This is a genomic window from Citrobacter arsenatis, assembly GCF_004353845.1.
Taxonomy (GTDB): Bacteria; Pseudomonadota; Gammaproteobacteria; order Enterobacterales; family Enterobacteriaceae; genus Citrobacter; species Citrobacter arsenatis.
The window spans coordinates 2227908-2253331 of the sequence record NZ_CP037864.1 but is presented as its reverse complement, the minus strand read 5'-3'; the positions used below and the strand labels follow the sequence as shown (position 1 = coordinate 2253331).

At 51.9% G+C, this 25424-nt stretch carries 26 protein-coding genes; 10 read left to right on the top strand and 16 right to left on the bottom strand.

Annotation, left to right across the window (positions count from 1 at the left end):
* Positions 1-63 precede the first annotated feature (63 nt).
* Positions 64-924 carry a fructosamine kinase family protein gene (locus E1B03_RS11880; RefSeq protein WP_103770208.1) on the top strand — a complete coding sequence of 287 codons (861 nt, stop codon included), beginning with the start codon at positions 64-66 and terminating at the stop codon, positions 922-924.
* Between the two features lie 53 nt (positions 925-977).
* Here E1B03_RS11880 and E1B03_RS11875 read toward each other — a convergent pair whose 3' ends face one another.
* The gene (locus E1B03_RS11875) at positions 978-1514 is read right to left on the bottom strand and encodes a YniB family protein (RefSeq protein WP_103770209.1); all 537 of its coding nucleotides are present in this window, start codon (positions 1512-1514) and stop codon (positions 978-980) included.
* Positions 1515-1681: 167 nt separating this feature from the next.
* Here E1B03_RS11875 and hxpB point away from each other — a divergent pair, with 167 nt between their 5' ends.
* The 4 genes from hxpB (at position 1682) to tcyP (ending at position 5464) form a co-directional block, all read left to right on the top strand.
* A complete protein-coding gene (hxpB, locus tag E1B03_RS11870; RefSeq protein WP_103770210.1) occupies positions 1682-2350 on the top strand; it encodes a hexitol phosphatase HxpB in 669 nt (222 codons plus the stop codon).
* A gap of 142 nt (positions 2351-2492) precedes the next feature.
* Entirely contained in the window at positions 2493-3254 is a 762-nt protein-coding gene (gene kduD, locus E1B03_RS11865) for a 2-dehydro-3-deoxy-D-gluconate 5-dehydrogenase KduD (protein WP_103770211.1), read from the top strand.
* Between the two features lie 83 nt (positions 3255-3337).
* Positions 3338-3937 (top strand): metal-dependent hydrolase, encoded by a 600-nt coding sequence (locus E1B03_RS11860; protein ID WP_086523651.1) that lies wholly within the window; start codon positions 3338-3340, stop codon positions 3935-3937.
* Positions 3938-4072: 135 nt separating this feature from the next.
* Complete coding sequence (gene tcyP, locus E1B03_RS11855; protein ID WP_003832558.1) at positions 4073-5464, top strand: cystine/sulfocysteine:cation symporter; 1392 nt, start codon at positions 4073-4075, stop codon at positions 5462-5464.
* Positions 5465-5522: 58 nt separating this feature from the next.
* On the opposite strand, the gene cedA is transcribed toward tcyP, so the two are convergent.
* Positions 5523-5765, bottom strand: coding sequence for a cell division activator CedA (cedA, locus tag E1B03_RS11850; RefSeq protein ID WP_131348455.1), 243 nt, complete (start codon positions 5763-5765; stop codon positions 5523-5525).
* A 213-nt stretch (positions 5766-5978) separates the two neighbouring features.
* On the opposite strand from cedA, the gene katE reads away from it, so the two are divergent.
* Positions 5979-8237 carry a catalase HPII gene (katE, locus tag E1B03_RS11845; RefSeq protein ID WP_133086271.1) on the top strand — a complete coding sequence of 753 codons (2259 nt, stop codon included), beginning with the start codon at positions 5979-5981 and terminating at the stop codon, positions 8235-8237.
* A 36-nt stretch (positions 8238-8273) separates the two neighbouring features.
* Here katE and chbG read toward each other — a convergent pair whose 3' ends face one another.
* The 7 genes from chbG to osmE all read right to left on the bottom strand — a co-directional run bounded on the left by chbG (position 8274) and on the right by osmE (position 14185).
* A complete protein-coding gene (chbG, locus tag E1B03_RS11840) occupies positions 8274-9032 on the bottom strand; it encodes a chitin disaccharide deacetylase (protein WP_103770213.1) in 759 nt (252 codons plus the stop codon).
* Between the two features lie 12 nt (positions 9033-9044).
* Positions 9045-10400: a 6-phospho-beta-glucosidase gene (locus tag E1B03_RS11835; RefSeq protein WP_103770214.1), complete on the bottom strand. Its 1356-nt coding sequence runs from the start codon at positions 10398-10400 to the stop codon at positions 9045-9047.
* A gap of 123 nt (positions 10401-10523) precedes the next feature.
* Entirely contained in the window at positions 10524-11366 is an 843-nt protein-coding gene (gene chbR / locus E1B03_RS11830; RefSeq protein ID WP_133086270.1) for a transcriptional regulator ChbR, read from the bottom strand.
* 10 nt (positions 11367-11376) lie between these two features.
* The gene (chbA, locus tag E1B03_RS11825) at positions 11377-11724 is read right to left on the bottom strand and encodes a PTS N,N'-diacetylchitobiose transporter subunit IIA (RefSeq protein WP_003030618.1); all 348 of its coding nucleotides are present in this window, start codon (positions 11722-11724) and stop codon (positions 11377-11379) included.
* A gap of 54 nt (positions 11725-11778) precedes the next feature.
* Positions 11779-13137: a PTS N,N'-diacetylchitobiose transporter subunit IIC gene (gene chbC / locus E1B03_RS11820; RefSeq protein WP_003030619.1), complete on the bottom strand. Its 1359-nt coding sequence runs from the start codon at positions 13135-13137 to the stop codon at positions 11779-11781.
* 87 nt (positions 13138-13224) lie between these two features.
* Positions 13225-13545 carry a PTS N,N'-diacetylchitobiose transporter subunit IIB gene (gene chbB / locus E1B03_RS11815; RefSeq protein ID WP_003030620.1) on the bottom strand — a complete coding sequence of 107 codons (321 nt, stop codon included), beginning with the start codon at positions 13543-13545 and terminating at the stop codon, positions 13225-13227.
* Between the two features lie 298 nt (positions 13546-13843).
* Positions 13844-14185, bottom strand: a complete 342-nt coding sequence (osmE, locus tag E1B03_RS11805; protein ID WP_003030621.1) for an osmotically-inducible lipoprotein OsmE — start codon at positions 14183-14185, stop codon at positions 13844-13846.
* 336 nt (positions 14186-14521) lie between these two features.
* Here osmE and nadE point away from each other — a divergent pair, with 336 nt between their 5' ends.
* The gene (gene nadE, locus E1B03_RS11800; protein ID WP_103770217.1) at positions 14522-15352 is read left to right on the top strand and encodes an ammonia-dependent NAD(+) synthetase; all 831 of its coding nucleotides are present in this window, start codon (positions 14522-14524) and stop codon (positions 15350-15352) included.
* Between the two features lie 131 nt (positions 15353-15483).
* Entirely contained in the window at positions 15484-16371 is an 888-nt protein-coding gene (gene cho, locus E1B03_RS11795) for an excinuclease Cho (RefSeq protein WP_207949463.1), read from the top strand.
* Here the strand turns inward: cho and ves are convergent.
* A complete protein-coding gene (gene ves / locus E1B03_RS11790) occupies positions 16331-16906 on the bottom strand; it encodes an environmental stress-induced protein Ves (protein WP_103770219.1) in 576 nt (191 codons plus the stop codon). The two genes, cho and ves, sit on opposite strands and share 41 nt — an antisense overlap.
* A 195-nt stretch (positions 16907-17101) precedes the next feature.
* Between ves and E1B03_RS26565 the strand changes: the two genes are divergently transcribed.
* Positions 17102-17233: a hypothetical protein gene (locus E1B03_RS26565; RefSeq protein ID WP_258041528.1), complete on the top strand. Its 132-nt coding sequence runs from the start codon at positions 17102-17104 to the stop codon at positions 17231-17233.
* 21 nt (positions 17234-17254) lie between these two features.
* On the opposite strand, the gene spy is transcribed toward E1B03_RS26565, so the two are convergent.
* The 6 genes from spy to astC form a co-directional block, all read right to left on the bottom strand.
* Complete coding sequence (gene spy, locus E1B03_RS11785) at positions 17255-17740, bottom strand: ATP-independent periplasmic protein-refolding chaperone Spy (RefSeq protein ID WP_103770220.1); 486 nt, start codon at positions 17738-17740, stop codon at positions 17255-17257.
* A 348-nt stretch (positions 17741-18088) separates the two neighbouring features.
* Positions 18089-19054, bottom strand: a complete 966-nt coding sequence (gene astE / locus E1B03_RS11780; RefSeq protein ID WP_103770221.1) for a succinylglutamate desuccinylase — start codon at positions 19052-19054, stop codon at positions 18089-18091.
* The gene (astB, locus tag E1B03_RS11775; RefSeq protein ID WP_133086268.1) at positions 19047-20390 is read right to left on the bottom strand and encodes an N-succinylarginine dihydrolase; all 1344 of its coding nucleotides are present in this window, start codon (positions 20388-20390) and stop codon (positions 19047-19049) included. The genes astE and astB overlap by 8 nt, the downstream gene beginning before the upstream one ends.
* Entirely contained in the window at positions 20387-21865 is a 1479-nt protein-coding gene (gene astD / locus E1B03_RS11770; protein WP_133086267.1) for a succinylglutamate-semialdehyde dehydrogenase, read from the bottom strand. The genes astB and astD overlap by 4 nt, the downstream gene beginning before the upstream one ends.
* A complete protein-coding gene (astA, locus tag E1B03_RS11765; protein WP_133086266.1) occupies positions 21862-22896 on the bottom strand; it encodes an arginine N-succinyltransferase in 1035 nt (344 codons plus the stop codon). The genes astD and astA overlap by 4 nt, the downstream gene beginning before the upstream one ends.
* Positions 22893-24113 carry a succinylornithine/acetylornithine transaminase gene (astC, locus tag E1B03_RS11760; protein ID WP_133086265.1) on the bottom strand — a complete coding sequence of 407 codons (1221 nt, stop codon included), beginning with the start codon at positions 24111-24113 and terminating at the stop codon, positions 22893-22895. The genes astA and astC overlap by 4 nt, the downstream gene beginning before the upstream one ends.
* A 444-nt stretch (positions 24114-24557) precedes the next feature.
* Here astC and xthA point away from each other — a divergent pair, with 444 nt between their 5' ends.
* Complete coding sequence (gene xthA / locus E1B03_RS11745) at positions 24558-25364, top strand: exodeoxyribonuclease III (RefSeq protein WP_103770227.1); 807 nt, start codon at positions 24558-24560, stop codon at positions 25362-25364.
* Positions 25365-25424: the final 60 nt, after the last annotated feature.

The window sequence follows — 25424 nt, the reverse complement described above, 5'->3', positions numbered from 1 at the left end:
TGTTTTTTAACCGCATTCTTGCGCTAACCTTATGATCTGGCAGACAACATGGGGAGAGACATCATGTGGCAGGCTATCAGTCGTCTTTTAAGCGAGCAACTAGGTGAAGGCGAAATCGAACTGCGTAACGAACTGCCCGGCGGAGAGATCCACGCCGCATGGCATTTACGCTATGCGGGGCGCGATTTTTTCGTTAAATGCGATGAAAGAGAGCTATTAACCGGCTTTACGGCGGAAGCCGACCAACTGGAGCTACTTTCTCGCAGTCAAACCGTATCTGTACCGAAAGTCTGGGCAGTAGGCGCAGACAGAGATTATAGCTTTCTGGTGATGGATTTCCTCCCTCCCCGTCCTCTGGATGCGCACAACGCTTTTATCCTCGGCCAACAGTTGGCGCATTTGCATGAATGGAGCGATCAGCCGCAGTTTGGGCTTGACTTCGATAATGCGCTCTCGACCACACCCCAACCCAATACCTGGCAACGTCGCTGGTCAACCTTTTTTGCCGAGCAGCGTATCGGGTGGCAACTGGAACTCGCCGCTGAAAAAGGCATTGCGTTTGGCAATATCGACGCCATTGTCGAGCATGTACAGCAGCGTCTCTCTGCCCATCAGCCGCAGCCGTCTCTCCTGCACGGTGATTTGTGGTCCGGGAACTGCGCGCTCGGTCCGAACGGTCCGTACATCTTTGATCCTGCCTGTTACTGGGGAGACAGAGAGTGTGATCTGGCAATGCTGCCGTTGCATACCGATCAGCCGCCGCAAATCTATGACGGCTATCAGTCGGTTTCCCCGCTACCATTGGATTTTCTCGACAGACAGCCCGTCTACCAGCTCTATACGCTGCTGAATCGGGCCATTCTGTTCGGGGGACAGCATCTGGTGGTCGCGCAGAAAGCGCTGGACAGGTTACTGGCGGCTTAGCACGATTATCAGGCCTGGCGTGTCACAACGCGGCAGGCCTGATAGACCAGCACTTACAAAAAGCCCAGCAATGAGAAGAAGAAGTAGCCGATCACAAGTACAATCACCGGCAAAATATACAGCGGGAAAATTTGCAAAAAGATAGTATGGTGCGGTACGACAATTCGCGACTCAAGCTGTTCGCGAGATAACCCGTCACTGCCTTTTGCCTGTTCCAGAATCAGCTGATCCTCAACGCCTTCACGTAAAAAACGCGCCTGACGACTCATTCTGGCGCCGGAGTCCTGCAACGCCAACCCGATAAAAATCAGAATGAAAATTAGCCAAAAAACGAGATTCAGTCCACTTTGAAAATCGGGCGTCGGCGAGTTATACCAAAACACGTTAAGAAAAGGTGTATTCACTCGCATCATGTCGATCATCACATGGGCAAAATCGAGCATGACCGCGTTAATTCCTTCCTGCTTTTCGCTGTGCGCATACATAAACTTCAGTACTGAAACCAGCGTTGAAATCAGCGCAGGAATGAAAACTACCCATCCCACCAGCCTTTTCAAGATGGCAATGCGTCCAGCCTGTTGATACGTCATGAGTTCCCCTTGATTAAGACGTGTCATTTTGGCCTAAGTTTACCCGTTGATTACCGTTTTCGCCTGATCTTTAAAGGCGGTATACTGCTGAATTAGCCATAATGAACGCTCAGAGCCCGTCCAGGCTGGCTCTTAATCCCTTTTATCACCGTAAAGGAGAGGTTGTGATGTCAACCCCGCGTCAAATTCTTGCTGCAATTTTCGATATGGATGGATTACTGGTCGATTCTGAACCGCTTTGGGATCAGGCCGAACTGGATGTGATAGCAAGTTTAGGCGTTGATATCTCCCGCCGCCATGAACTTCCCGACACCCTTGGCCTACGCATCGACATGGTGGTTGATTTGTGGTTTGCGCAGCAACCGTGGAACGGTCCCTCACGTCAGGAAGTCACCGAGCGCATCATCACCCGAGCAATTGCGTTAGTGGAAGAAACAAAGCCGTTACTGCCGGGCGTGCGTGAAGCTGTGGCGTTGTGCAAATCTCAGGGAATCAAAGTAGGACTGGCATCCGCCTCGCCGCTGCATATGCTGGAAAAAGTGCTGACCATGTTTGATCTGCGCGATGATTTCGATGCGCTGGCTTCTGCGGAAAAGCTGCCTTATAGCAAACCGCACCCGCAGGTTTATCTCGATTGCGCGGCGAAGCTCGGCATTGCTCCTTTAAACTGCGTAGCCCTGGAAGACTCGGTGAACGGCATGATTGCGTCGAAAGCCGCCCGTATGCGTTCCATCGTGGTGCCGGCACATGAAAATCAGGCCGATCCTCGCTTCGTTCTTGCCGACGTCAAACTGACCTCGCTCACCGAACTCACCGCCGTTCACCTGCGCGGCTAGTCCTGCGATGGGCAATGATTGCATTGCCCATCTCACTACGGTTTTTTAAAACATCGTTTCATTTCTAATTGTATTTCTGTTTAACCTCTCCTATCCTTCCTCTATAGCGCAAGCGTTAATGACATAAATAGTTGGGGTAAACATGATTCAGGAAGCTTTTCGTCTCGAGGGTAAAGTCGCCATTGTCACCGGATGTGATACCGGCCTTGGGCAGGGTATGGCATTGGCGCTGGCCGAAGCAGGCTGCGATGTGGTCGGCGTGAATCGTAAAATACCGCATGAAACCGCAGAGAGAATTAACGCCCTCGGTCGACGCTTTATGGCTATTCAGGCCGATCTCAGCCAACAAGATGGGCTCGCCAGTATCGTGACACAAACGGTGGCGGCATTTGGTCGGGTCGATATTTTGGTCAACAATGCGGGAACCATACGTCGTCAGGATGCGCTGGACTTCAGCGAAAAGGATTGGGATGACGTAATGAATCTCAACCTCAAATCCGTTTTCTTTCTGTCACAGGCCGTGGCGCGCCAGTTTCTGGCTCAGGGCAACGGCGGAAAAATCATTAACATTGCCTCAATGCTCTCTTTCCAGGGCGGTATTCGCGTTCCTTCCTATACTGCTTCAAAAAGCGGCGTGCTGGGTATCACCCGCCTGCTGGCCAATGAGTGGGCCTCCCAGGGGATCAATGTCAATGCCATCGCTCCCGGCTATATGGCGACCAATAACACACAGCAGTTACGCGAAGACAGCGAGCGTAATCAGGAGATTGTCGATCGTATTCCCGCCGGACGTTGGGGCACGCCTGATGACCTGAAAGGCCCGGTTGTTTTCCTCGCCAGTCCTGCCTCTGACTATATTCATGGCTATACGCTGGCCGTGGATGGCGGTTGGCTGGCGCGGTAAAGGCACACTTGTGACAAAGGGTTACAACGTCACCTCTTCCGCCTACTGTATAAAACCCCTATACTGTATGAATCGACAGTTTATTGGGTTTTATCATGACGGCGGAAGGTCACCTTCTTTTTTCTATTGCCTGTGCGGTTTTTGCCAAGAATGCCGAGCTAACGCCCGTTCTTGCGCAGGGTGACTGGTGGCATATTGTTCCTTCAGCCATTTTAACGTGCCTGCTGCCGGATATCGATCATCCCAAATCTCTGCTGGGGCAGCGTCTGAAGTGGATATCAAAACCCATTGCCCGGGCATTTGGTCATCGCGGGTTTACACATAGCCTGCTGGCGGTCTTTGCCCTACTGGCCACGTTTTACCTGAAAGTCCCGGACAGTTGGATAATACCGGCTGATGCCTTACAAGGTATGGTTCTCGGTTATCTCAGCCACATTCTGGCCGACATGCTGACCCCGGCAGGCGTCCCCCTGCTTTGGCCCTGCCGCTGGCGTTTTCGCCTGCCCATTCTCGTGCCGCAAAAAGGTAATCAACTGGAGCGATTTCTGTGCATGGCGCTGTTCGCATGGGCAATCTGGATGCCACAGACCGTACAAGAGAACAGCGCGGTGCGCTGGTCATCCCAGATGATAAATACGCTGCAAATGCAGTTTAATCGTTTTATAACGCACCAGGTTGACTAATAAATCAGCCAAAAAGTTATTTTTGGCATAAACAATTCCATTTGAATATAAGAGGCAAGTCACAGTTCTGCTAATCTTGCGCCAACAGAATCACCTTTAAACGGTGATACGCATAATAAGATCAGGAGAACGGGGATGAACTTTCCATTAATCGCGAACATTATCGTGTTCGTAGTGCTGTTGTTCGTGCTGGCGCAAGCCCGTCACAAACAGTGGAGTCTGGCAAAAAAAGTACTGGTTGGTCTGGTCATGGGTGTCGTGTTTGGCCTTGCCCTGCACACCATTTATGGCTCCGACAGCCAGGTTCTTAAAGATTCCGTACAGTGGTTCAACATTGTCGGCAACGGTTATGTCCAACTGCTGCAGATGATTGTCATGCCGCTGGTGTTTGCGTCTATTCTCAGCGCCGTTGCGCGCCTGCACAACGCCTCTCAGTTAGGTAAAATCAGCTTTCTGACCATCGGCACGCTGCTGTTTACCACGTTGATTGCTGCGCTGGTAGGGGTTCTGGTGACCAACCTGTTCGGTCTGACCGCCGAAGGCCTGGTGCAAGGTGGTGCCGAAACCGCACGTCTGAACGCGATTGAAACCAACTATGTTGGCAAAGTGGCGGACCTTAGCGTTCCGCAACTGGTACTGTCATTTATTCCGAAAAACCCGTTTGCCGATCTGACCGGAGCGAACCCAACGTCGATTATCAGCGTGGTTATCTTCGCTGCATTCCTGGGAGTTGCCGCACTGAAACTGCTGAAAGATGATGCACCAAAAGGCGAGCGCGTTTTGGTCGCTATCGATACCCTGCAAAGCTGGGTGATGAAACTGGTTCGTCTGGTGATGCAGTTGACGCCGTACGGTGTTCTGGCGCTGATGACCAAAGTGGTTGCAGGCTCCAACCTGCAGGACATCATCAAGCTGGGTAGCTTCGTCGTGGCCTCTTATCTCGGTCTGGGCATTATGTTCGTGGTTCACGGGATCCTGTTGGGTATTAACGGCGTTAGCCCGCTGAAATACTTCCGCAAGGTGTGGCCGGTGCTGACTTTCGCCTTCACCAGTCGTTCCAGCGCAGCCTCAATTCCGTTGAACGTTGAAGCGCAGACCCGTCGTCTGGGCGTGCCTGAATCCATCGCCTCTTTCGCCGCCTCTTTTGGCGCTACGATTGGTCAGAACGGTTGTGCGGGCCTGTACCCGGCAATGCTGGCAGTGATGGTTGCACCGACCGTCGGTATCAATCCACTGGACCCAATGTGGATTGCCACGCTGGTCGGTATCGTGACCGTGAGTTCCGCAGGTGTTGCGGGTGTCGGTGGCGGTGCAACGTTTGCCGCGCTGATCGTCCTACCTGCTATGGGTCTGCCGGTCACGCTGGTTGCGCTGCTGATCTCCGTTGAACCGCTGATCGATATGGGTCGTACCGCGCTGAACGTAAGCGGTTCTATGACTGCCGGTACGCTGACCAGCCAATGGCTCAAGCAGACCGATAAAACAATTCTGGACAGCGACGATAACGCCGAACTGGCGCATCGCTAAGTTCGTCAGCTAAAAAAAACCGCCGGAGTGTTATGCTCCGGCGGTTTTTTTATATCCATTAATCGCTCAGTTCATTTTCCTGGCGAACCTGATTAGCCCAGCGTTGCGCTGATTCCGGGACCGTAAATGCAGGCGAACGTTGAAACGCCTCCCCCATTAAGACAAAAGCGACATATTTTCCGCGCAGTATCCATACGTCACGAAACGCATCCATTTTAACCGCATGCTCTGGTGGAGCTGGCTCCACGCGAGGAACATAGCTGATAACCGGACGATTTTGTTGGCGAAGAGGTTTCATAATCAGTTGCTTCACTAAAGACAAATTCTAAAAATCAGAAAACTGCTATCTTAGCCGATTTTGCCACCTTGCGTCCTGCCTTGCGTGCGCTGTTTGCCTGGTTCATCGCGCTTTACGTCATCGGCCTTTATCAGCGCCGCTGTGTGAGTGGTCTATAGTTAAAGCTTTTGACAGCAACAACGACCCTTTCAGCAATGAAACAAGGAGACGAGTTTAATGTCACAGAATGATAAGCACCCACTCCATCACTCAGCGCCGGTTCATGATGCCAGCGAATCCCAGCCAGGACTTGACTCACTGCCACCAGCAGACGGTTCACATCGCCCAGCGCCTGAACCCACACCGCCAGGCATGCAACCCACTACGTCCGGCAGCTTAAAAGCGCCAGACATCAGAAGTGACAAGCTCAACGCGCTGGACAGTTTTCGCAAAGGAAGCGAAGCTTTTGCCCTAACCACCAATCAGGGCGTGCGCATCGCGGACGATCAAAACTCTCTGCGCGCCGGAAACCGTGGGCCAACCCTGCTGGAAGACTTCATCCTGCGGGAAAAAATCACCCACTTTGATCATGAACGCATCCCGGAGCGGATCGTACATGCCCGAGGTTCTGCCGCTCACGGTTACTTTCAGCCCTACTCTAGCCTCAGCGCAACGACGAAAGCGGACTTTTTGAGTGATGAAAATAAAATCACCCCGGTTTTTGTCCGTTTCTCTACGGTTCAGGGCGGCGCAGGCTCCGCGGATACGGTCAGAGATATTCGGGGATTTGCGACCAAGTTTTATACTGAAGAGGGCATTTTCGACCTGGTGGGAAACAATACACCCATCTTCTTTATTCAGGATGCTCATAAATTCCCAGATTTTGTCCATGCGGTAAAACCGGAGCCGCATTGGGCTATCCCGCAAGGACAAAGCGCTCATGATACCTTTTGGGACTATGTCTCATTACAGCCGGAAACGTTGCACAACGTCATGTGGGCAATGTCCGACCGGGGGATCCCGCGCAGCTATCGCACGATGGAAGGTTTTGGTATCCACACATTCCGGTTGATAAATGCGCAAGGGAAAGCCACCTTTGTCCGTTTCCACTGGAAACCGCTGGCAGGTAAAGCTGCGCTGGTATGGGATGAAGCGCAAAAACTTACCGGTCGCGATCCCGATTTTCATCGTCGCGATCTGTGGGAAGCTATCGAAGCAGGCGATTATCCGGAATATGAACTGGGACTACAGCTGATTCCCGAAGAAGACGAATTCAAGTTCGATTTTGACCTGCTCGACCCGACCAAGCTGATCCCTGAAGAGCTGGTTCCGGTGCAACGCGTTGGTAAAATGGTGCTGAACCGCAATCCGGATAATTTCTTCGCCGAAAATGAACAAGTTGCGTTTCATCCCGGACACATCGTCCCCGGCATCGACTTTACCAACGATCCCCTGCTGCAGGGCCGCTTATTCTCCTATACTGATACCCAAATCAGTCGCCTGGGCGGGCCAAACTTCCATGAAATCCCGATCAACCGCCCGACCTGTCCGTACCATAATTTCCAGCGTGACGGCATGCATCGTATGGACATCGATACCAATCCTGCCAACTATGAACCGAACTCCATCAACGACAACTGGCCGCGTGAAACGCCGCCGGGACCAAAACGCGGCGGATTTGAATCGTATCAGGAACGGATTGAAGGAAACAAAATCCGCGAACGCAGCCCCTCTTTTGGCGAATATTATGCGCAACCTCGCCTGTTCTGGCTAAGCCAGACGCCAATTGAACAGCAGCATATTATCGGCGGATTCAGTTTCGAACTCAGCAAAGTTACGCGCCCCTATATTCGGGAAAGAGTGGTCGAACAATTAGCCCATATTGATACTGCCCTCGCCGCGGCGGTTGCCGATAATCTCGGTTTTGAGCTAACCGAGGAACAGACAAAAATTACGCCACCGCCCAACGTCAACGGTTTGAAAAATGCGCCGTCACTCAGTTTATATGCGGGTTCGCAAGGAGAGATTAAGGGCCGTGTGGTCGCCATCTTACTTAATGACCATGTGAAATCGAGCGACCTGCTCATCATCATGCAGGCCCTACAGGCCAAAGGCGTTCATGCCAAACTGCTCTATTCCCGCATGGGGAATGTAGTTGCCGATGATGGATCTGTCCTGACGATCGCCGGTACTTTTGCAGGCTCGCCATCCCTGACGGTCGATGCGGTTATCGTTCCGTGTGGCAATCTCGCGGATATCGTTACGAACGGTGATGCCCGATATTATTTACTTGAAGCGTATAAGCATTTAAAACCTATCGCCCTGGCTGGCGATGCTCGTCAGTTTAAAGCAACGTTGAATATCAAAAATGAAGGAGAAGAAGGCGTGGTGGAAGCGGACAGTGCAGACGCACAATTTATGGATGATCTGTTGATGCTGATGACCGCGCACCGCGTCTGGTCACGCGCCGGAAAAGCAGACACGATTCCGGCCTAAAAAAATGCGGCGCATTAAGCGCCGCAAACTCAGGAATTACACGTTCAGAAAACTGCCAAGACGATAACCACGCTCCGCAATAGCATATTTCAGTGACGAAGACGTCAGCACGTCGAGCTCAGTTAAGCGGGGGTAACAGTAGGCACTTTGACGAATAATGTCATCGATAAAGGCCGGGTGACACATCACTTCCAGCGAGGACTCTCCCCGGTCTGCTGACGCGTCAAGCGTTTGCAAAAACAGGGCTTCAGAAATCGCCTCGCCATAAAACTCGCTGCTAAATCCCTGGGAAGTCCGCAACGTTTGCGGAAAGTCAGACGCCTGGAATACCGTCTGACGATCGATCCGTAGCGCGATTCCCTTTTGGGCTGCAAACCCAGCCACTATAGGGAAAATCTGCGGGAACATATGCACATGGTGATGGCTATCCAAATGCGTTGGCTCCCGCCCGAACAGGTCAATAAAACGCTGATACTGCGCGGCCAGCTCCTGAGAAATTTCATCCAGCGGCAAGGTGTTGTCCTCAGCCATTTGCCAGATCCATTTCCCCAGTAACCCATCACGAGTTAGGCCTGGCATTGCCGTCAACGGCCTGCCCAGCGTCAGGACAAAGTGCATCCCAACGGCAAGTTCAGGTATGTCACGACTAAGCTGTACCGCATGGTCAATTGCCACGCCGTTAACCAGTGCCGTTGTCGACGTGACAACGCCATTGCGACAGGCTTCAACAATGCCGTAGTTTTGCCCCTTGCTCAGGCCAAAATCATCCGCATTTACAATCAGTACGCGTTCCATAGCCGACCTCAGTTAGTGTTGTTCGCTTTTGAGTTTCTCAATGCACCCGGCGAAGTTTGGCAGCCATTTTTCATGCGCCAGAATCAGCTCACGCGCCAGAATTTCGGCATCGCTGTCGGAGTGCACCAGCGGACTCAGGTTCAACGCCAGCAGCACATCATTCAGCTCACCGCTCAGCGCCGCATTGCTCGCCGCGACTTCGAAGCCTTTAATGGTATAGATAAGGCCGAGCACTTTCTCATCAAAATGAGTAATACGTGGGTGTGGCGTCGCACCGTTACGTCCCAGTGTGCAGGTCATTTCAACCGCCCAGTCAGCCGGAATATTATCAACATGCCCATGGTGAGGAACGTTAACATAGTGCTCGGTCTGTTTGTCGTTGTAGATGGCGTTGATCACTTCGCAGGCCGCATCGGAATAATAGGCTCCACCGCGCTGCTCCAGCTCTTTCGGCTTCACGTTCAGATCCGGGTTTTTGTAGAGATCAAACAGCTGTTTCTCCACTTTCTGTACCACCTGAGCGCGTGCGCCCCCCTTATAGTACTCGCCCATTTCAATCGCCAGCATCTCTTTTGGCTTGAAGTAGTACAGCAAATACGAGCACGGCAGCAGTTTCAGCGAGCGAATCAACCCTTCACTGAACGGCAGATCGAAGATGTTCTTCACGGTGGAGGCTTTCAGTTGGCCCGAAGCCACGCCGTCCAGCAGTTCATCAAAGCGTGATGTACCATTCACCAGTACGTCTTTAATAAAGACCATATGGTTCAGACCGAACAGATCGATGGATAAGTCGTCGCTCTCTTTCAGCGCCAGCACATCGCTAATGAACATTTTCATGCCGACAGGAATATTACACACGCCGATGAATTTCTTGAAATTCGTATGGCGATAGACCGCTTCAGTTACCATTCCGGCCGGGTTAGTGAAGTTAATCACCCAAGCATTTGGGCACAGTTCTTCCACATCTTTGACAATATCAAAGATAACTGGAATGGTACGCAGACCTTTGAACAGCCCACCCGCTCCGTTGGTTTCCTGCCCCAGATAGCCGTGACTTAACGGAATACGCTCATCCTTTTCACGGGCTTTCAGTTGTCCTACGCGCAGCTGGGTGGTAACGAAATCAGCATCTTTCAGAGCTTCACGGCGGTCCAGCGTTTTAAATAACTTCATTGGCACGCCGGCTTTGTCGATCATGCGCTGGCAAAGGTCAAAAATAATGTCCAGCTTCTCTTTTCCACCGTCGACATCAACCAGCCACAATTCAGAAACCGGTAATTCATGATAGCGCTTGATAAAGCCTTCAAGTAACTCAGGGGTGTAGCTGCTCCCGCCACCGATAGTGACGACTTTTAATTTCTGGCTCATACTTTCTCCCTTCAGTGTCAAAACACTGACGTGTATTATGCTCAACCCGTTTGTCAGGTATAGCGTGGCTGTCCCGACGCTATTTTGGGCAAGCTATAAAAATGGGTTGTTGGCAAATAATATCTACTGATTAAATTCAGTTAATTTCTTGCGATAGCTATTAGGTGTAAATGACGTCAGTTTTTTAAATGTTTTAATAAACAGGCTTGGACTACTGTAGCCAGATTCGTAAGCAATATCCGTTACAGAATAGTTCGTCATTTCCAGCTGTTTTTTAGCAAAATTAATGCGAATTTCATTAATAATCTGCATCGGTGTTTTGCTGTAATAACGCTGGGTCGCGCGGGTCAGATACTCCTGGGATTTCGCGGACAGGTGTATCATATTTTCCAGCGCATTCTCGCTAAACTGCCGTTTATCGTGCATGACTTCTACGGTGGTTTTAAGCCACTGCGGAATATCGTCCATCACCTGCTCTTCACGATGATGGCGTAACCGATTAATAATGTAGAAGGTGACCACTTCTACAAATTCATCCAGTCCGCTCTCACGAAAGTTCAGTGATGCAATAACCGTTTCAATATAGGTAAGAAACGAGTTATTCGCCCGATAGACCTGCGATGCCACGAAACAAAAAGGCAGCAGCGGGTGATAGTGCTGTTCAAAAAAACGTTTACTGATGCCAACGTTAAGGATCCTTGTCGCACCAAAATCATAAAAACTCTGGTGGTGCGATCCCAACGGGATAAAAACAAAGTCCCCGCGTTCAAGCAGTACGCGTTTACCGTTGATTTCCTGATAATAGCGCCCGGTTAAAACCAGGGTAAATTCATAGTAGTCATGCTGATGCAGCCCGCTGATGCTCTCAGTTTTGTTATAGATGAACACATGGAAATTTTTGCCATTAAACAGCTGCTGTTCATAAACAGTTTTGATTTCCGGTGCGTTAATCTGTAGCTGCATTATGCACTCCTCGCTATTTCAGCTTCTCGTGAAGCTCAATCAGTTCAGTCACCAGCTCACGCGCCAGCATTGATGTCATCAGGTGGTCCTGCGCGTGGACCAGCACCAGACTAACTTTCATTTTACCTTCGCCCTGATCGCCTTCAATCAGTTTCGTTTGTACGAGATGCGCTTCGTTCAGCGCCAGGCGAGACTGATCCATCATGGCCTTAGCCGACTCGAAATCGCCTTGCTTGGCCATTTTGAGCGCGCCGTACGCCAGGCTACGTGCCTGACCGGAATTGATGATGAGACCCATCACCACTTCTTCAAGTTCTTCCGCTTCTGACTGCGTGTCGACGATGTTCTCGATATCCAACATACTTTTTTCCTCTGGTTCAGTCCGGCATGACCGTGAAGCCATGCCGGATTAAATTTAGAATTTCAATGCGTTAGCGATATCTTCTTCGCTTTCTTCTTGATCAATAACGTTCTGTGCTTTGTTGGCTACCACCACGAACGGCAGGTAAACCAGCGTTGCAATACCGAGGTTGAACAGCGCGACCAGCAGAGCAGCGACGCTACCGTTGGTGTTAAAGAACGCGCCCAAACCGGTTGGCATGGTCCACGGTGCAATGTTGGTAATCGGTGGAATAATGCCTGAGTAGTAAGCTGCCAGCGTAATCGCCGCCAGAATCGGCTGCACCAGAATGAACGGGATAAACATCACCGGGTTCATGATGATCGGCAGACCGAACAGGATAGGTTCGTTAATCTGGAACAGGCCTGACGGCAGTGCCAGTTTAGCAACCTGACGATAATCAGGACGACGCGATGCCAGGAAGATTGCGATAATCAGACCCAGCGTTGCCCCGCTACCTCCAAGGAAGATATAGGAGTCAAGCATTGGTTTCGCCCAGACGTGGAACGTCTTACCGGCTTCCAGCGCGGCGTCTACGGACCCAAACTGTTGGTAGATAGAGATGTTTTCCAACGCCCATGGCGTCATGATACCGCTGTCCAGCGCGGTCAGCGCCAGTGAACCGTGAATACCGAAGAACCACAGCAGCGGAACAAAAATTACGTAGGCCCAACCCACCACACTGCCCAGCGATGCCAGCGGAGTTGAAATGGAATCCATAATAATCTGGTGGAAGTTCGTACCCCAGGTGTTCAATGCCCAGGCGATGATCCCCATAATGGAGAGGATAAGGAAACCAGGAATCAGCGCAGAGAAAGAGCGCGATACGGATGTCGGTACGCTATCAGGTAATTTAATGACCCAATTGCGACGGACCACAAAGGTGAACATTTCCGCGACCGCGAGGCCGATAATGATACCGGAAATAATATTGGCACCGCCGAGCCAGTTCGCGCCAACGGCATAGGCTTCACCCACGCTATATGGCGTTACGGTCATAAACGCGGCGACGGATAACAGGCCGGCAGCCAGTGAGTCGACTTTGCGTTCTTCCGCCAGCGCCATGCCGATGAAGAACGGTGCCATCAAGGACATGATACCCAGCGTACCGTTATAGACGTTCCCACCAATGCCTTTCAAACTATTCAGCGTTTCAATAGTTGAAGCATCAAGTCGAATGCCCATCGAATAAAAAAACGACCCCTCCCCAAAGCTCAGGAAAACGTTATTGATTAATACAAACATTGCCCCTGCGAGGGTTAACGGCATTAAACGAATAAAACCGTTTTTGATTGCATTAACGTGTGGCTGCTTTCCAATTTTTACAGCAAAAGGAAGGAGTACCTTTTCAAGTGAAGCAATAGCGTTACTCATAGAAAAATACCCTTAAATACCGCAATTAATAATTACGGTGAATGTTAATGAAATAACTCTTTGACGGGAAAAATTAAAATAAAATAATTAATTTGCTGCGGCTTTTTTAATTGCTGCAACAGCAGCCTTAAGCACGCCTAAACCATCGACTTTGCCATACAGCAGCGAGTCAATCACTTCCACAGGCTTGTTGGGTAACAAACGCTGAATTTCGGGCAACATATAAGCAATTTGTGGACCTAATAACACGACATCGGCTGCTGGACCTTTTTCTCCGGCTAACGTTTCAGGAAACGCTTCAATAATAACCGGCACTTCGTATTTTTCGGCCTGAGCACGCATCTTCGAAACCAACAATGAAGTCGACATGCCCGCAGAACAAAACAGATAAATGTGTTTCTTTTCCATTAAAACGATCCTCATATGCGATTATCTGTCAACCAGACACTCCGCAAGCCATGACCTGCATCCATGCTCTGGGTAACTTGCGTCAGCTAAATTACTTTTTTAGGTGGCTGAAATGAGTATACGGGATTGCACCGGCGGATGGTATTTCCTTGACCAACTAAATTGTCTCTCCTTGACCTGTCGTTATGACCCCCCTCACATTTCGGGCAAATAATTCGCGGCAATAAATAAGATCGTAAGAGACAAAAAAACCGGCGCGGTGGCCGGTTTTCCAGAGTGCTCAGGCAATAAACAGTTGTTACTTCTTCGCTGCCTGCGGGTCGGTGTCGTACTCTGCGCAGGTCTGGTAACCGGAGTTAATCACGTGTCCGGTGTCGTCTAAAGCAACAAAATAGGTTTCAGCTTTACCATCTCGTTGACCCAGGATGTAGGTCTGACATGTCCCACGCGCATGGATCATACTGACTTCAGAAGAAGGTTTACCGGCAATCTGCGCCACCTGCGCCCGGCTCATCCCTTTCTTCACATCTTTCACCACGGGCTGAACAAATTGGTCTTTAGTACGATCGTAGGCCGTACACCCTGCCAGCATAGTCAAAACAGCCGCTGCGCTCAGAATTCCTGTTAGATTCTTGTTCATATTCCGTCCTCTTGTATTTCAGCGTGTTATATAAGCCTGGAGCACAACCACGCATTTTTCAAGCAATCAGATGATACTTAGGTGGTTTCGGAAAATTCTATACACTAAATAATTCGAGTTGCAGGAAGGCGGCAAGGGAGCGAATCCCCAGGAGCGTACATAAGTACGTGACTGGGGTGAGTGAGCGCAGCCAGCGCACATGCAACTTGAAGGATGACGAGTATATTAAAACAAAATCCTGCGATATCAGTCTCGCATCCCTTGTCGTTTGGGCCTCAACGCGTTAGCTTTAACACATCATTTTTTTGATCATTTTTATATTTAGGAGGGGGTTAAATGACTCTGCAGCAAGAGATAATCCAGGCGCTTGGCGCAAAACCGCACATCAATGCAGAAGAAGAAATTCGCCGCAGCGTGGATTTCCTGAAATCCTACTTACAGACCTACCCCTTTCTGAAATCTCTGGTGTTGGGAATTAGCGGCGGACAAGACTCTACGCTGGCGGGAAAACTGTGCCAGATGGCGATATCCGAACTTCGTAACGAAACAGGAAATGACGCACTGCAGTTTATTGCCGTACGCCTACCGTATGGTGTTCAGGCCGATGAACAGGACTGTCAGGACGCCATCGCCTTTATTCAACCGGACCGCGTACTCACCGTTAATATCAAGGGCGCGGTGCTGGCCAGCGAGCAGGCTCTGCGTGAAGCGGGTATTGAGCTAAGCGATTTTGTGCGTGGGAACGAAAAAGCCCGTGAACGCATGAAGGCACAATACAGCATCGCCGGCATGACCAGCGGCGTTGTGGTGGGGACCGATCATGCAGCAGAAGCCATCACCGGTTTTTTCACTAAATACGGCGATGGCGGTACCGACATTAACCCACTATTTCGCCTGAACAAGCGCCAGGGTAAACAACTGCTTGCAGCGCTGGGCTGCCCTGAGCATTTATATAAGAAAGCGCCAACCGCCGATCTCGAGGACGATCGCCCTTCTCTGCCGGATGAAGCCGCATTGGGCGTCACCTATGACAACATCGACGATTATCTGGAAGGAAAAACGCTGGCTGCCGACGTCGCGAAAAAGATTGAAGGCTGGTACGTGAAAACTGAGCACAAACGTCGCCCACCGATCACCGTATTTGATGATTTTTGGAAAAAAGCGTAATTATTTCCCCTTATAAAGCCGGATAGCGCCAGGATTGCCGCTATCCGGTTTTAGCCAGTTGACCTCATGCCGCTTTTTTAATCGCTTCCAGGCTGTTATACTGGATGAATAATCAGCATCCGGAGTCAACAGTGGTACGCCGTCAATCAGCCCCTCGCCTGACATTTGAGGCAGCGGCAATCTATGAATATCCCGAGCACCTGCGCCCATTTTTGAGTGCGCTGCCTACCGCGCCTGGCGTCTATCTGTTTCACAGTGAGAGCGACACCATGCCGCTTTATATTGGTAAAAGCGTCAATATTCGCAGCCGCGTGCTGGCGCATCTGCGTACCGCAGATGAAGCAAGCATGCTACGTCAGGCCCGGCGTATTAGCTGGATTTGCACAGCTGGAGAGCTTGGTGCTCTGCTGCTGGAAGCGCGACTTATTAAAGAGCAGCACCCCCTGTTTAACAAACGGCTGCGACGCAATCGTCAGCTTTGTTCCTTGCAGCTTACCGAGCGGAACGTTCAGGTTGTCTACGCGCGAGATATTGATTTCTCCCATGCACCCAATCTGTTTGGTCTGTTTGCTAATCGCCGCGCGGCGCTACAAACGTTGCAAAGTCTCGCCGATGAACAACAGCTGTGCTACGGCCTGTTGGGTCTGGAACCCCTGAGTCGAGGGCGCGCCTGTTTTCGCTCCGCGCTTAAACGCTGCGCCGGAGCCTGCTGTGGAAAAGAAAGCCCTGAAGCGCATCATTTGCGTCTGGTAGCTGCCCTGGAAAGAGTACGCGTGATCTGCTGGCCGTGGAGCAATGCCATTGCGTTGCAGGAAACCCGCGCTGAAATGACGCAGTACCATATCATCAATAACTGGCTGTGGCTGGGAGCCGTTTCTACGCTGGATGAGGCGGCAGCGCTTGCGCGTATGCCGGCCGGCTTTGACCATGATGGCTACAAAATTCTCTGCCGTCCTGTTCTGTCTGGTCAATATGACATTATTGAACTGCGTCCGGAGAATGCCCCGGCATCCAGTTAATCTCGCTGAAAAGTAGTTTCCCCTCGCGCTCCAGCAGTCGTAAGGTATGTCTACCATCGTGCCAGCTTGCCCCCTGGTCGGCCGTCAGGAGCTTATCGCCCAGTTGCCAGGCACCGCTGATAACGAACACCACACCGCCGCGCGAACCAAACGTTGTGAAAGTGCGATCGGCCACTCTGACTTTCGCCTGGCAGACATCCCGTCGGGTCATGATATTAAAATCCATCGACATCTGGCCTTCCGTCAGTTTCGCCTTTACCACTTTGTCACCGGCAAAGGTAAAAGGCTGATGCTGTTTCAGGGTATGCGTGAAGGTGTTCGACTCTTCCAGGGTCACTTCTCCGCCTTCCAGCAGGGTAATCACTCGCTCTACGCCAGGAAAAAGAGAAAACTCTCCGTTTGCTGCGATGGAGGCGATACTCGCCCGCCAGTGAAAATCTCGTGTTGCTGGCGGAAAACAGCAAATCTCACGCGTTTCTCCCGCGCCATTTCGCCACAGATTGACCGGCATTTTGCGGATATCAAAGTATTCCATCATCCCTCCAGAAAGGCGCAGCACGGCAGCCCGCCATATACAGGCAGCCGTAAATCATCATTGTTTTATTCACCCTGCAGATTATTGTTATCGGCAGCAGAGTTGATTTGCCTTAGCGATGAACCCGGTGTTTTGCAAAAAAATTCGCGCCTTCCAGGTGGAATTTTCGCAGGCTTCAGGAGAATAACGTGTCACATGCGCGGTGCAAGAGGCAGTAAAGAAAAAACCGCCGATCCTGCCCACCTCGTTAAACGTGTTGTGGACAAGAGCGGCGGTCTTGAGTTTGGTTTCACGCTGCGCGGCAATCAACACACACAGCGTGAATGAGTTAGTGTAGACGCTGAACGATTACTCAGCAGCTTGTGGCATTTTACCTTTCTGCGCCGCACGTTCTGTCAGACGCTTCTCAAAATTGGCATTAAACTGCTTTTTCTGTTCCGGGGTCAGAATGTTGTAAATCTTGTTCTGGGTTTCCATATGCGCCAGCATGTTGGCTTTGCGCTGTTCTTCCATCTTCGCAATTTGCGCTTCGGCTTTCGCTTTATCGAAGCTATCGCTGGCAATGATGTCGTGCATTGCGCGGCGTTCTTCCAGCGGCGGACGTTTCATCTGATCGCGCTGACCTTTCATGATTTCGCGAATCTGCTGTTTCTGCGCGTCGGTCAGGTTCAGGTCTTTGAACATCATGTCGTGATGCGGGGCAAACTTACCGTTGTGGTGCATCATCGGTTTGGCATCAGCTGGCGTAGCTGTTGTCGAGTCAGCGGCGTGTGCCAGGTTAGCAGCGCCCAGCGCCAGGGTAGAGGCAACAAACAGAGCAGTCAGTTTACGCATAATTTCTATCCTTTCTTTCAGTTATTTTTACGACACCATGCGACTCTTATGCAGTGTAATGTCGTGTTGACGAGATTAACTTTACCGGCTTAAGCGTCAATTAATCAGAGCAACGGTAAAACAATGAAAGTGTAAAAAACAAACTTTCATCAATTATGAAGAAAAAAAGAATTAATTGTGCAGAGTTGCAATGAAAAATTACAACAGGATGATTTTGAAAGGATTATGAAGAACTATACCTGAACCCTGATTATTAAGAAAGCAATTCACCAGGAATAATCCGTAATAAATAAAAACAGCACGCAAGAATAAGCCCGTAAGGATAAACCCGCAGGGCGAATATATTAGTCAAAATTTTTCGAGCATCAATCCGGCACGTAAACCACAGGCTACGTTAGGATTTGGAAAGAGAACGTATTCAACATCATGGGTGACGACAAAACGCTCATTCCCATCCTGCGCCAGCAGGGTGCCCTCTTTAAAAGGGGTAAAATTGAGCGTCTGGTTGTCCATGTGGAGAATGAAATCATCGCTACGCCGCGTGATTTGTGACACCACGCGGTAACGCAGCGGGGATGTTTCCCCAGTAGACATGCGCTCGCCCTGTAGCAGCTTCGCCAGTGCATCTGCCGTCTGCGCAAACTGGGCCAGATCGTTTTGCCCGAAAGGTAGCGCTTTACCCAGCTCCAGCGTACAGGCCAGCGCGCCAAAATGTTCAGCGCTAAAGTGAGTGAACGTACCGCCTGGCGTCTGATGGAAAACCAGCGCCTCCAGCCCGGCATATCCCAGCCATCCCAAAAAATCTTCGTCCCAGGCAACGTTGCGTTGTGGCAACACGCCAAAGCGCAGATGCTGTGATCCGCGGATCGCGGTGTGCAGATCCAAATGCCAACGCACTGACTCTTTCGCCCGCGAATAAAAATCTTCCAGACACAGCTCAAGCTCGTGGGCGCGTTGCGTTTCTTCACTCGCGGCAAAAATCTGCCAACGTCCGCCAAACATCCGGTTCAGGTCACTATGGCAATAACGTTTTCCCACTGCCAGCGCCTGCGGGTTTCCCAGAATCACCAACAGCCGCCATGTCAGCGCTAGCTCACCGCTAAACAACCTGGACAGCAATGAATCCAGTATCTCTACCGGGGCCGTTTCATTGCCATGGATCCCCGCAGACAGCACCAGAGATTGTTCAACAGATGCATTCGGTGTCAGCTCCAGAATCCCGTGCCCTACCCACTGCCAGACAAAACCATGCGCAGTGCCCTGCGTTTTCTCAGGGATTATCCCGTTGAGCGTTTGGGTCAGAAAATTATCCATGGCGGGTCCTCTCCTGCTGGAAAGGATACACAGAGCCGAGGTTGAGCAATTGCGTCAGCGTATCCAGCGCTTCACGCCCCTCACGTAACAGCAGTGGGTCGGCAAGGTCGGCGGCGGTAAGACGATCGCGATAGTAACGGTCAACCCAGTTATTCAACGTATTAAACAGCGTGTCGTTCATGATAACCGCCGGATTCACCGCCTGCTGCTCCTGTGGGGTAAGCACCACTCTTAGACGCAGACAGGCCGGACCGCCGCCGTTGGACATACTTTCACGCAGATCGAATACCCGCAGGTCATCGATCGGATTGTCTTCCTCGAGCAGACGGTTCAAATACCGCCACACGCCCGCATGCTCCCGACACTCCTGCGGCAGAACCAGCATCATCGAACCGTCATCCCGGCTCAGTAGCTGGCTGTTAAACAGATAGGTGGTCACCGCATCCTGCACTGACACTTCCGCAGCCGGAACTTCCAGCGGGGTAAACCCTGCCACCTGGCTGCGTAACTGCTCTAATAACGCCTGCTGTCTGACAAACGCATGCTGATGACAAAACAGCACCTGGCGATTCGACACCGCAATGACATCGTTATGAAACACGCCAAGATCGATGACGTCCGGGTTTTGCTGAGCAAAAATGTGCTGATGTGGGTTTACCTGATTCAGTCGTGCTACCGCCTCGCTGGCCTCGCGGGATTGCCTCGCCGGATAGCGCTTCGGCTGGGACGCATTCCCTTCTTCACGACCGTAAATGAATAGCTGTACGCCGGGGTCGCCGTAATCTCCGCCGAGGCGGTTATGGTTTGCCGCCCCTTCATCGCCGAAAAGCGCAACCTGGGGTAACGCGCCGTGGACCGCAAAGCTATTCTCATCACTGAAAATCGCCCGTAACAACGCTTCGGTAGTCGGCGCTTCCAGCGAACGGTGGAACTTATTATTCAGATTCGCCACCGTCAGATGTACTTTTCCGTCCAACGAATCTGCCGACGGGCAGACCGTTGCCGCATTCGCCACCCACATAGGCGATGCGGAACTGGCACTGGAGAGCCAGTGCGGCGCCTGACGCGCCACCTTCTCCAGCACCTGTTCGTCACTGCCGCTGAAACCCAACTGACGCAATACTGGAATATAAGGTCGCTCATGAGGCGGGATCACCGCCTGGGGAAATCCTGCATCCGCCAGCGCTTTCATCTTCAGCAGTCCCTGCTTCGCCGCCAGACGCGGGTTCGACACCTGAAAACGATGTTTGGTTGAGGCCTCATTACCAAAGGACAGCCCCGCATAGTGGTGAGTCAGCCCTACCAGACCATCAAAATTTACCTCACGGGCTTTCATAGCTTATCCTCGCGAGAAAAATCCAGGCCGGGACTGAGCACCGTTGGCAACGTTAAGGCCGGTGATTCCAGACTTGCCATCGGCCAGGCGCAATAATCTGCGGCATACCACGCGCTGGCGCGATGGTTCCCGGACGCGCCAACGCCGCCGAACGGTGCGGTACTCGCCGCGCCGGTTAACGGCTTATTCCAGTTGACGATCCCGGCCCGCGCCTCCAGCAGCAATTGATCAAACTGATTGCGTTCGGGCGAAACTAACCCACACGACAGGCCAAAACGGGTGTTGTTCGCCATACGAATCGCGTCATCAAAGCTGTCATAACGCCAGACGCCGAGCAGTGGTCCAAAAACTTCTTCATCAGGTACGTTCGCTGCTCCGGTCAGTTCGATGATTCCAGGAGCCAGCAGTGACGTTCCGGATTTCATCAGACGTGGTGCCAGCAGCGTACGACCACCCAACGACGCCAGACGCTGCCAGGCATCATAAACATGTTGCGCGGCCTGTTCGGAAATCAGCCCGCCCATAAACGGCTGAGGTTGCGCATCCCAGTTGTCGGGCGTCAAACGCTGGCTGACTTCCACCAGACGCGCGAGGAACGCATCACCCTGTGCGCCTTTTTTAACTAACAGGCGACGGGCGCAGGTACAACGCTGTCCGGCGGTAACAAACGCGGATTGAATGGTCAGATGCACTGCGGCATCAATATCTTCCGGGTTCTCAATAATCAGCGGGTTGTTACCCCCCATCTCCAGGGCGAGGATTTTTTCCGGCTGGCCGGATAACTGTCGATGCAGTTGATAACCTGTATTTGCACTACCGGTAAACAGCAGACCATCGAGATCTTCCTGCGCACTCAGCGCCTGGCCCGTTTCACGTCCGCCCTGCACCAGATTCAGCACGCCCGGCGGCAATCCCGCCTGCTCCCAGAGCTTTGTCACGGCTTCGCCCGTCCACGGCGTCAGCTCGCTGGGTTTGAAAATCAACGTGTTGCCTGCCAGCAGTGCCGGAACAATATGACCATTGGGTAAATGACCGGGGAAGTTATAGGGGCCAAATACCGCCAGTACGCCGTGCGGGCGGTGGCGCAACGTTGCCGCGCCATCCGGTAGTTCGCTGTGCTGCTCTCCGGTACGGGCATGGTAAGCTTTCACGGAGATGGCAATTTTATTGATCATCGCCGTCAGTTCAGTCGCGGCTTCCCAACGGGGTTTGCCGGTTTCCTGGGCGATAACCTGGGTTAGCTCGGCTTTATTGCTTTCCAGCAATGAAGCAAACTTTTCAACAATAGCCTGCCGTGCGCTAAAAGGCTGTTTAGCCCAGCCGGCAAAGGCTGCACGCGCGGCCCGACACGCCTGCGCCACTTGGGCTGCATCGGCATCATTGCCTTGCCACAGCACATCACCACTTACGGGGTTGGTTTTCACCCGATGCTCGCCCAGCCCCGTCACCCAGTCGCCGTTTATCCATAATGTCATGCTGTTTTCTCCTCTGCACAAAGACGCACAAAACGTACATGGTCGCCCGCGTGGCATTTCAGGGCGTCCAGCTGCGCCGCCGTCAGTACCAGTCGTTGGGTATCCGGATCGGCACGAACCAACATGACGCGGAAGTTTTGATAATTTTCATTGGCAACCAGACAGGCCGGATAATCGCCGGTTGCTGGCTGACCTTCGGCCACTTCCACCAGCCTGCTTTTACGGATAGCGCGCACCCGGTCGATATCGCATTCCAGGGTGGGTCCGCCGTCAAAAATGTCGACATAGTTGCGGTAGCGAAATCCTTCTTTCTCCAGCACCGCCCGTGCGGGAGCCGTCTGCGGGTGTACCTGACCAATCACGCTTTGCGCTTCATCAGACAAAAAATGGGTATAAATCGGATGCTTCGGCATCAGTTCAGCAATAAAGGCTTTTTGCCCGGTTCCGCAGAGAAAATCCGCCCGGCTGAACTCCATCGAGAAAAAACGTTTGCCGAGGCTTTGCCAGAACGGAGAGTAGCCGTGTTCATCGATCACGCCGCGCATCTCGGCCACGACCTTCTCATTGAATCGGTCACGAAAGGCCGCCATAAACATAAAGCGCGACTTTGACAGCAAATAGCCGTTGCCTTCTTTACGCCAGTCCGGATCGAGAAACAGAGAACAAAGCTCGCTGCTGCCCGTGTGATCGTTACTTAAAAACAGGGTCGGCAGCGCGTTATACACGTTCAACTCTTTCGAAGCATGCACCAGAGTACCGACCCGATAGTTGTACCAGGGATCGTTAAGTCCTACCGCCACCTCAATAGCGCAAATCCCCGCCACGGTTCCACTGGCGCTGTCTTCCAGCACAAACACATATCCCTGCTCACTTTTTGGCAACTCACCGCGCCAGGTTTGTAGCGAGCGCTCGATACGCGCCATCAGCGTAGCTTCATTCGCCGGTAGCGAGGTCAACCCGCCGCCGGTCTTACTGGCAAGCTGCATCAACGCGGTGATATCCGTACGTTCAATGGGACGAATCACCATCATGATGAACCTCCTGCTTTAATGCGTTCGCAGGCCAGCGCAAAGCGATCCAGTCCCGTAGCGATTTCTTCTTCGCTGACGTTTAACGCTGGCGCAAAACGCACCACGTTAGCGCCAGCAATCAGTACCATCACCCCGGCAACAGCCGCTTCTTGCGAGATAAGTTTTGCTTTCCCGGCAAATTCCGCGTTCAGCACGCAACCGATCAGCAGTCCGAGTCCTCGAATTTCACTAAGCAGTCCAAAACGTTCGTTAATGGCGTTAATACGCTCCACAAACCAGTCATGGCGCTGTTTCACTCCGTTAAGCACTTCCGCCGTGTTAACAATGTCCAGCAGTTTGCCCGCCACCGCCGTGGCCAGCGGATTTCCGCCGTATGTCGTACCGTGCGTACCGACCGTCATCACGCTGGCGCAACGTTCTGTCGCCAGCAGTGCGCCGATGGGGAAACCGCCGCCCAGCGCTTTTGCTGTCGTCAGCAGATCGGGCGTAACACCGTAGTGCATATAGGCATACAGTTCTCCGGTACGGCCAACGCCGGTCTGAACTTCATCAAAAATCAGCAACGCATTATGGCGATCGCATAACTCACGCAGTCCCTGCAAAAAGGCGTTTGTTGCCGGCACCACGCCGCCTTCCCCCTGCACCGGCTCCACGATAACCGCACAGGTGGTGTCATCAATCAGTTGGCCGGCAGAGTCGAGATCGTTAAACACGGCATGGCGGATATCCGGTGGCAGCGGTGCAAAATCCTGTGAATAGGCGGGCTGTCCCCCGGCGCTGACGGTAAACAGCGTGCGGCCATGGAAAGCATTTTTAAACGCCACAATGCCGCTCTTCTGGCTGCCAAAACGATCGTGGGCGTATTTACGCGCCAGTTTTAATGCCGCCTCATTGGCTTCTGCGCCAGAGTTACAGAAGAAAATGCGCTCGGCGAAGGTGGCGTCAATCAGCTTTTTCGCCAGACGCAGCACCGGCTCGTTGGTGTAGCCATTTCCCGTATGCCAGAATTTGCTCGCCTGGTCGTTTAATGCCTCACGCAATGCCGGGTGGGCGTGACCCAGCGCGTTAACCGCAATGCCTCCCGCGAAATCGATATACTCTTTACCCTGCTGGTCCCACAGACGTGAACCTTCGCCCCGCACCGGAATAAAAGGGGCCGGAGCGTATACGGGCATCATCCATTCATCAAAATTTTCACGCGTAATTGACAGAGACATAGCGACCTCAACGGTAAATAAAAGGTTATTTATATGTTAATAAATATAGTGTTTGCGGTGTAAATGTAGATTGCAGGGTTCGTGCCAGCCAGCGAAAAAAGTGCATAAACGAAGGTCAATAACGGAATATCAAGAAGTTACATCGGGACGATATTCACTGCATGTGCATATAAAGTGAATATGTTTGCGCACAAGGTGACTAAACAGAGGAAAAAACGCAGTTTTATTCAGTCGCCAAATATAATTCTGGAATTGTGATCGTATACAAAATTTATCGGAAATTATTGCCCTATTCTGACGCGCTTCGCGCCAAAACGGTGCAGTTTTTGCTCCATCGTTAACGCCATTAGCAATCATTGTTGGAATCAGGTGACAAGAAGCAGTCAGCCTGCGGAAATTCTGCTACCATCCTTGCACTATTCATCTTGCAAAGTGGCAGCGACTATGAAATTTGTCTCTTTTAATATCAACGGCCTGCGCGCCCGTCCCCATCAACTGGCAGCCATTGTCGAAAAACACCAACCGGATGTTATTGGCTTACAGGAGACAAAAGTCCACGACGATATGTTCCCTCTTGAAGAGGTAGCCAAGCTCGGTTACAACGTCTTTTATCACGGTCAGAAAGGTCATTACGGCGTGGCGCTGTTAACGAAAGAAACGCCGATCGCGGTGCGTCGTGGCTTCCCTGGCGATGGCGAAGAAGCACAGCGTCGTATCATCATGGCGGAAATTCCGTCCCCGCTGGGCAGCATCACGGTGATCAACGGCTATTTCCCGCAGGGCGAAAGCCGCGACCACGAAACGAAATTCCCGGCCAAAGCCGCGTTTTATCAGAATCTGCAAAATTATCTGGAGACTGAACTGAAACGCGATAATCCTGTGCTGATTATGGGCGATATGAATATCAGCCCAACCGACCTCGATATTGGCATCGGTGAAGAGAACCGTAAACGCTGGCTGCGTACCGGTAAATGTTCCTTCCTGCCGGAAGAGCGCGAGTGGATGGAACGCCTGCTGGGCTGGGGTCTGGTAGATACCTATCGCCACGCTTATCCTGAAAAGAACGACCAGTTCTCGTGGTTTGATTACCGCTCAAAAGGCTTTGACGATAACCGTGGCCTGCGTATCGATCTGCTGCTGGCGAGCACCCCACTGGCGGAGCGCTGCGAAGAAACCGGCATCGACTATGAAATTCGCAGCATGGAAAAACCGTCCGATCATGCGCCTGTATGGGCTAAATTCCGCGTCTGACCTTCTGCGTCTTTTCACTCTCCGGGCCCGGCCTGGAGAGTCTGTTTATTCTGTGCAAAA

What these genes read in the sequence shown, in the direction of transcription:
- E1B03_RS11880 (WP_103770208.1), top strand. Translation starts at nt 64, where the DNA reads ATGTGGCAGGCTATCAGTCGTCTTTTAAGCGAGCAACTAGGTGAAGGC.
- E1B03_RS11875 (WP_103770209.1), bottom strand. Translation starts at nt 1,514, where the DNA reads ATGACGTATCAACAGGCTGGACGCATTGCCATCTTGAAAAGGCTGGTG.
- hxpB (WP_103770210.1), top strand. Translation starts at nt 1,682, where the DNA reads ATGTCAACCCCGCGTCAAATTCTTGCTGCAATTTTCGATATGGATGGA.
- kduD (WP_103770211.1), top strand. Translation starts at nt 2,493, where the DNA reads ATGATTCAGGAAGCTTTTCGTCTCGAGGGTAAAGTCGCCATTGTCACC.
- tcyP (WP_003832558.1), top strand. Translation starts at nt 4,073, where the DNA reads ATGAACTTTCCATTAATCGCGAACATTATCGTGTTCGTAGTGCTGTTG.
- katE (WP_133086271.1), top strand. Translation starts at nt 5,979, where the DNA reads ATGTCACAGAATGATAAGCACCCACTCCATCACTCAGCGCCGGTTCAT.
- chbG (WP_103770213.1), bottom strand. Translation starts at nt 9,032, where the DNA reads ATGGAACGCGTACTGATTGTAAATGCGGATGATTTTGGCCTGAGCAAG.
- E1B03_RS11835 (WP_103770214.1), bottom strand. Translation starts at nt 10,400, where the DNA reads ATGAGCCAGAAATTAAAAGTCGTCACTATCGGTGGCGGGAGCAGCTAC.
- chbA (WP_003030618.1), bottom strand. Translation starts at nt 11,724, where the DNA reads ATGTTGGATATCGAGAACATCGTCGACACGCAGTCAGAAGCGGAAGAA.
- chbC (WP_003030619.1), bottom strand. Translation starts at nt 13,137, where the DNA reads ATGAGTAACGCTATTGCTTCACTTGAAAAGGTACTCCTTCCTTTTGCT.
- chbB (WP_003030620.1), bottom strand. Translation starts at nt 13,545, where the DNA reads ATGGAAAAGAAACACATTTATCTGTTTTGTTCTGCGGGCATGTCGACT.
- osmE (WP_003030621.1), bottom strand. Translation starts at nt 14,185, where the DNA reads ATGAACAAGAATCTAACAGGAATTCTGAGCGCAGCGGCTGTTTTGACT.
- nadE (WP_103770217.1), top strand. Translation starts at nt 14,522, where the DNA reads ATGACTCTGCAGCAAGAGATAATCCAGGCGCTTGGCGCAAAACCGCAC.
- ves (WP_103770219.1), bottom strand. Translation starts at nt 16,906, where the DNA reads ATGGAATACTTTGATATCCGCAAAATGCCGGTCAATCTGTGGCGAAAT.
- E1B03_RS26565 (WP_258041528.1), top strand. Translation starts at nt 17,102, where the DNA reads ATGCGCGGTGCAAGAGGCAGTAAAGAAAAAACCGCCGATCCTGCCCAC.
- spy (WP_103770220.1), bottom strand. Translation starts at nt 17,740, where the DNA reads ATGCGTAAACTGACTGCTCTGTTTGTTGCCTCTACCCTGGCGCTGGGC.
- astE (WP_103770221.1), bottom strand. Translation starts at nt 19,054, where the DNA reads ATGGATAATTTTCTGACCCAAACGCTCAACGGGATAATCCCTGAGAAA.
- astB (WP_133086268.1), bottom strand. Translation starts at nt 20,390, where the DNA reads ATGAAAGCCCGTGAGGTAAATTTTGATGGTCTGGTAGGGCTGACTCAC.
- astD (WP_133086267.1), bottom strand. Translation starts at nt 21,865, where the DNA reads ATGACATTATGGATAAACGGCGACTGGGTGACGGGGCTGGGCGAGCAT.
- astA (WP_133086266.1), bottom strand. Translation starts at nt 22,896, where the DNA reads ATGATGGTGATTCGTCCCATTGAACGTACGGATATCACCGCGTTGATG.
- astC (WP_133086265.1), bottom strand. Translation starts at nt 24,113, where the DNA reads ATGTCTCTGTCAATTACGCGTGAAAATTTTGATGAATGGATGATGCCC.
- xthA (WP_103770227.1), top strand. Translation starts at nt 24,558, where the DNA reads ATGAAATTTGTCTCTTTTAATATCAACGGCCTGCGCGCCCGTCCCCAT.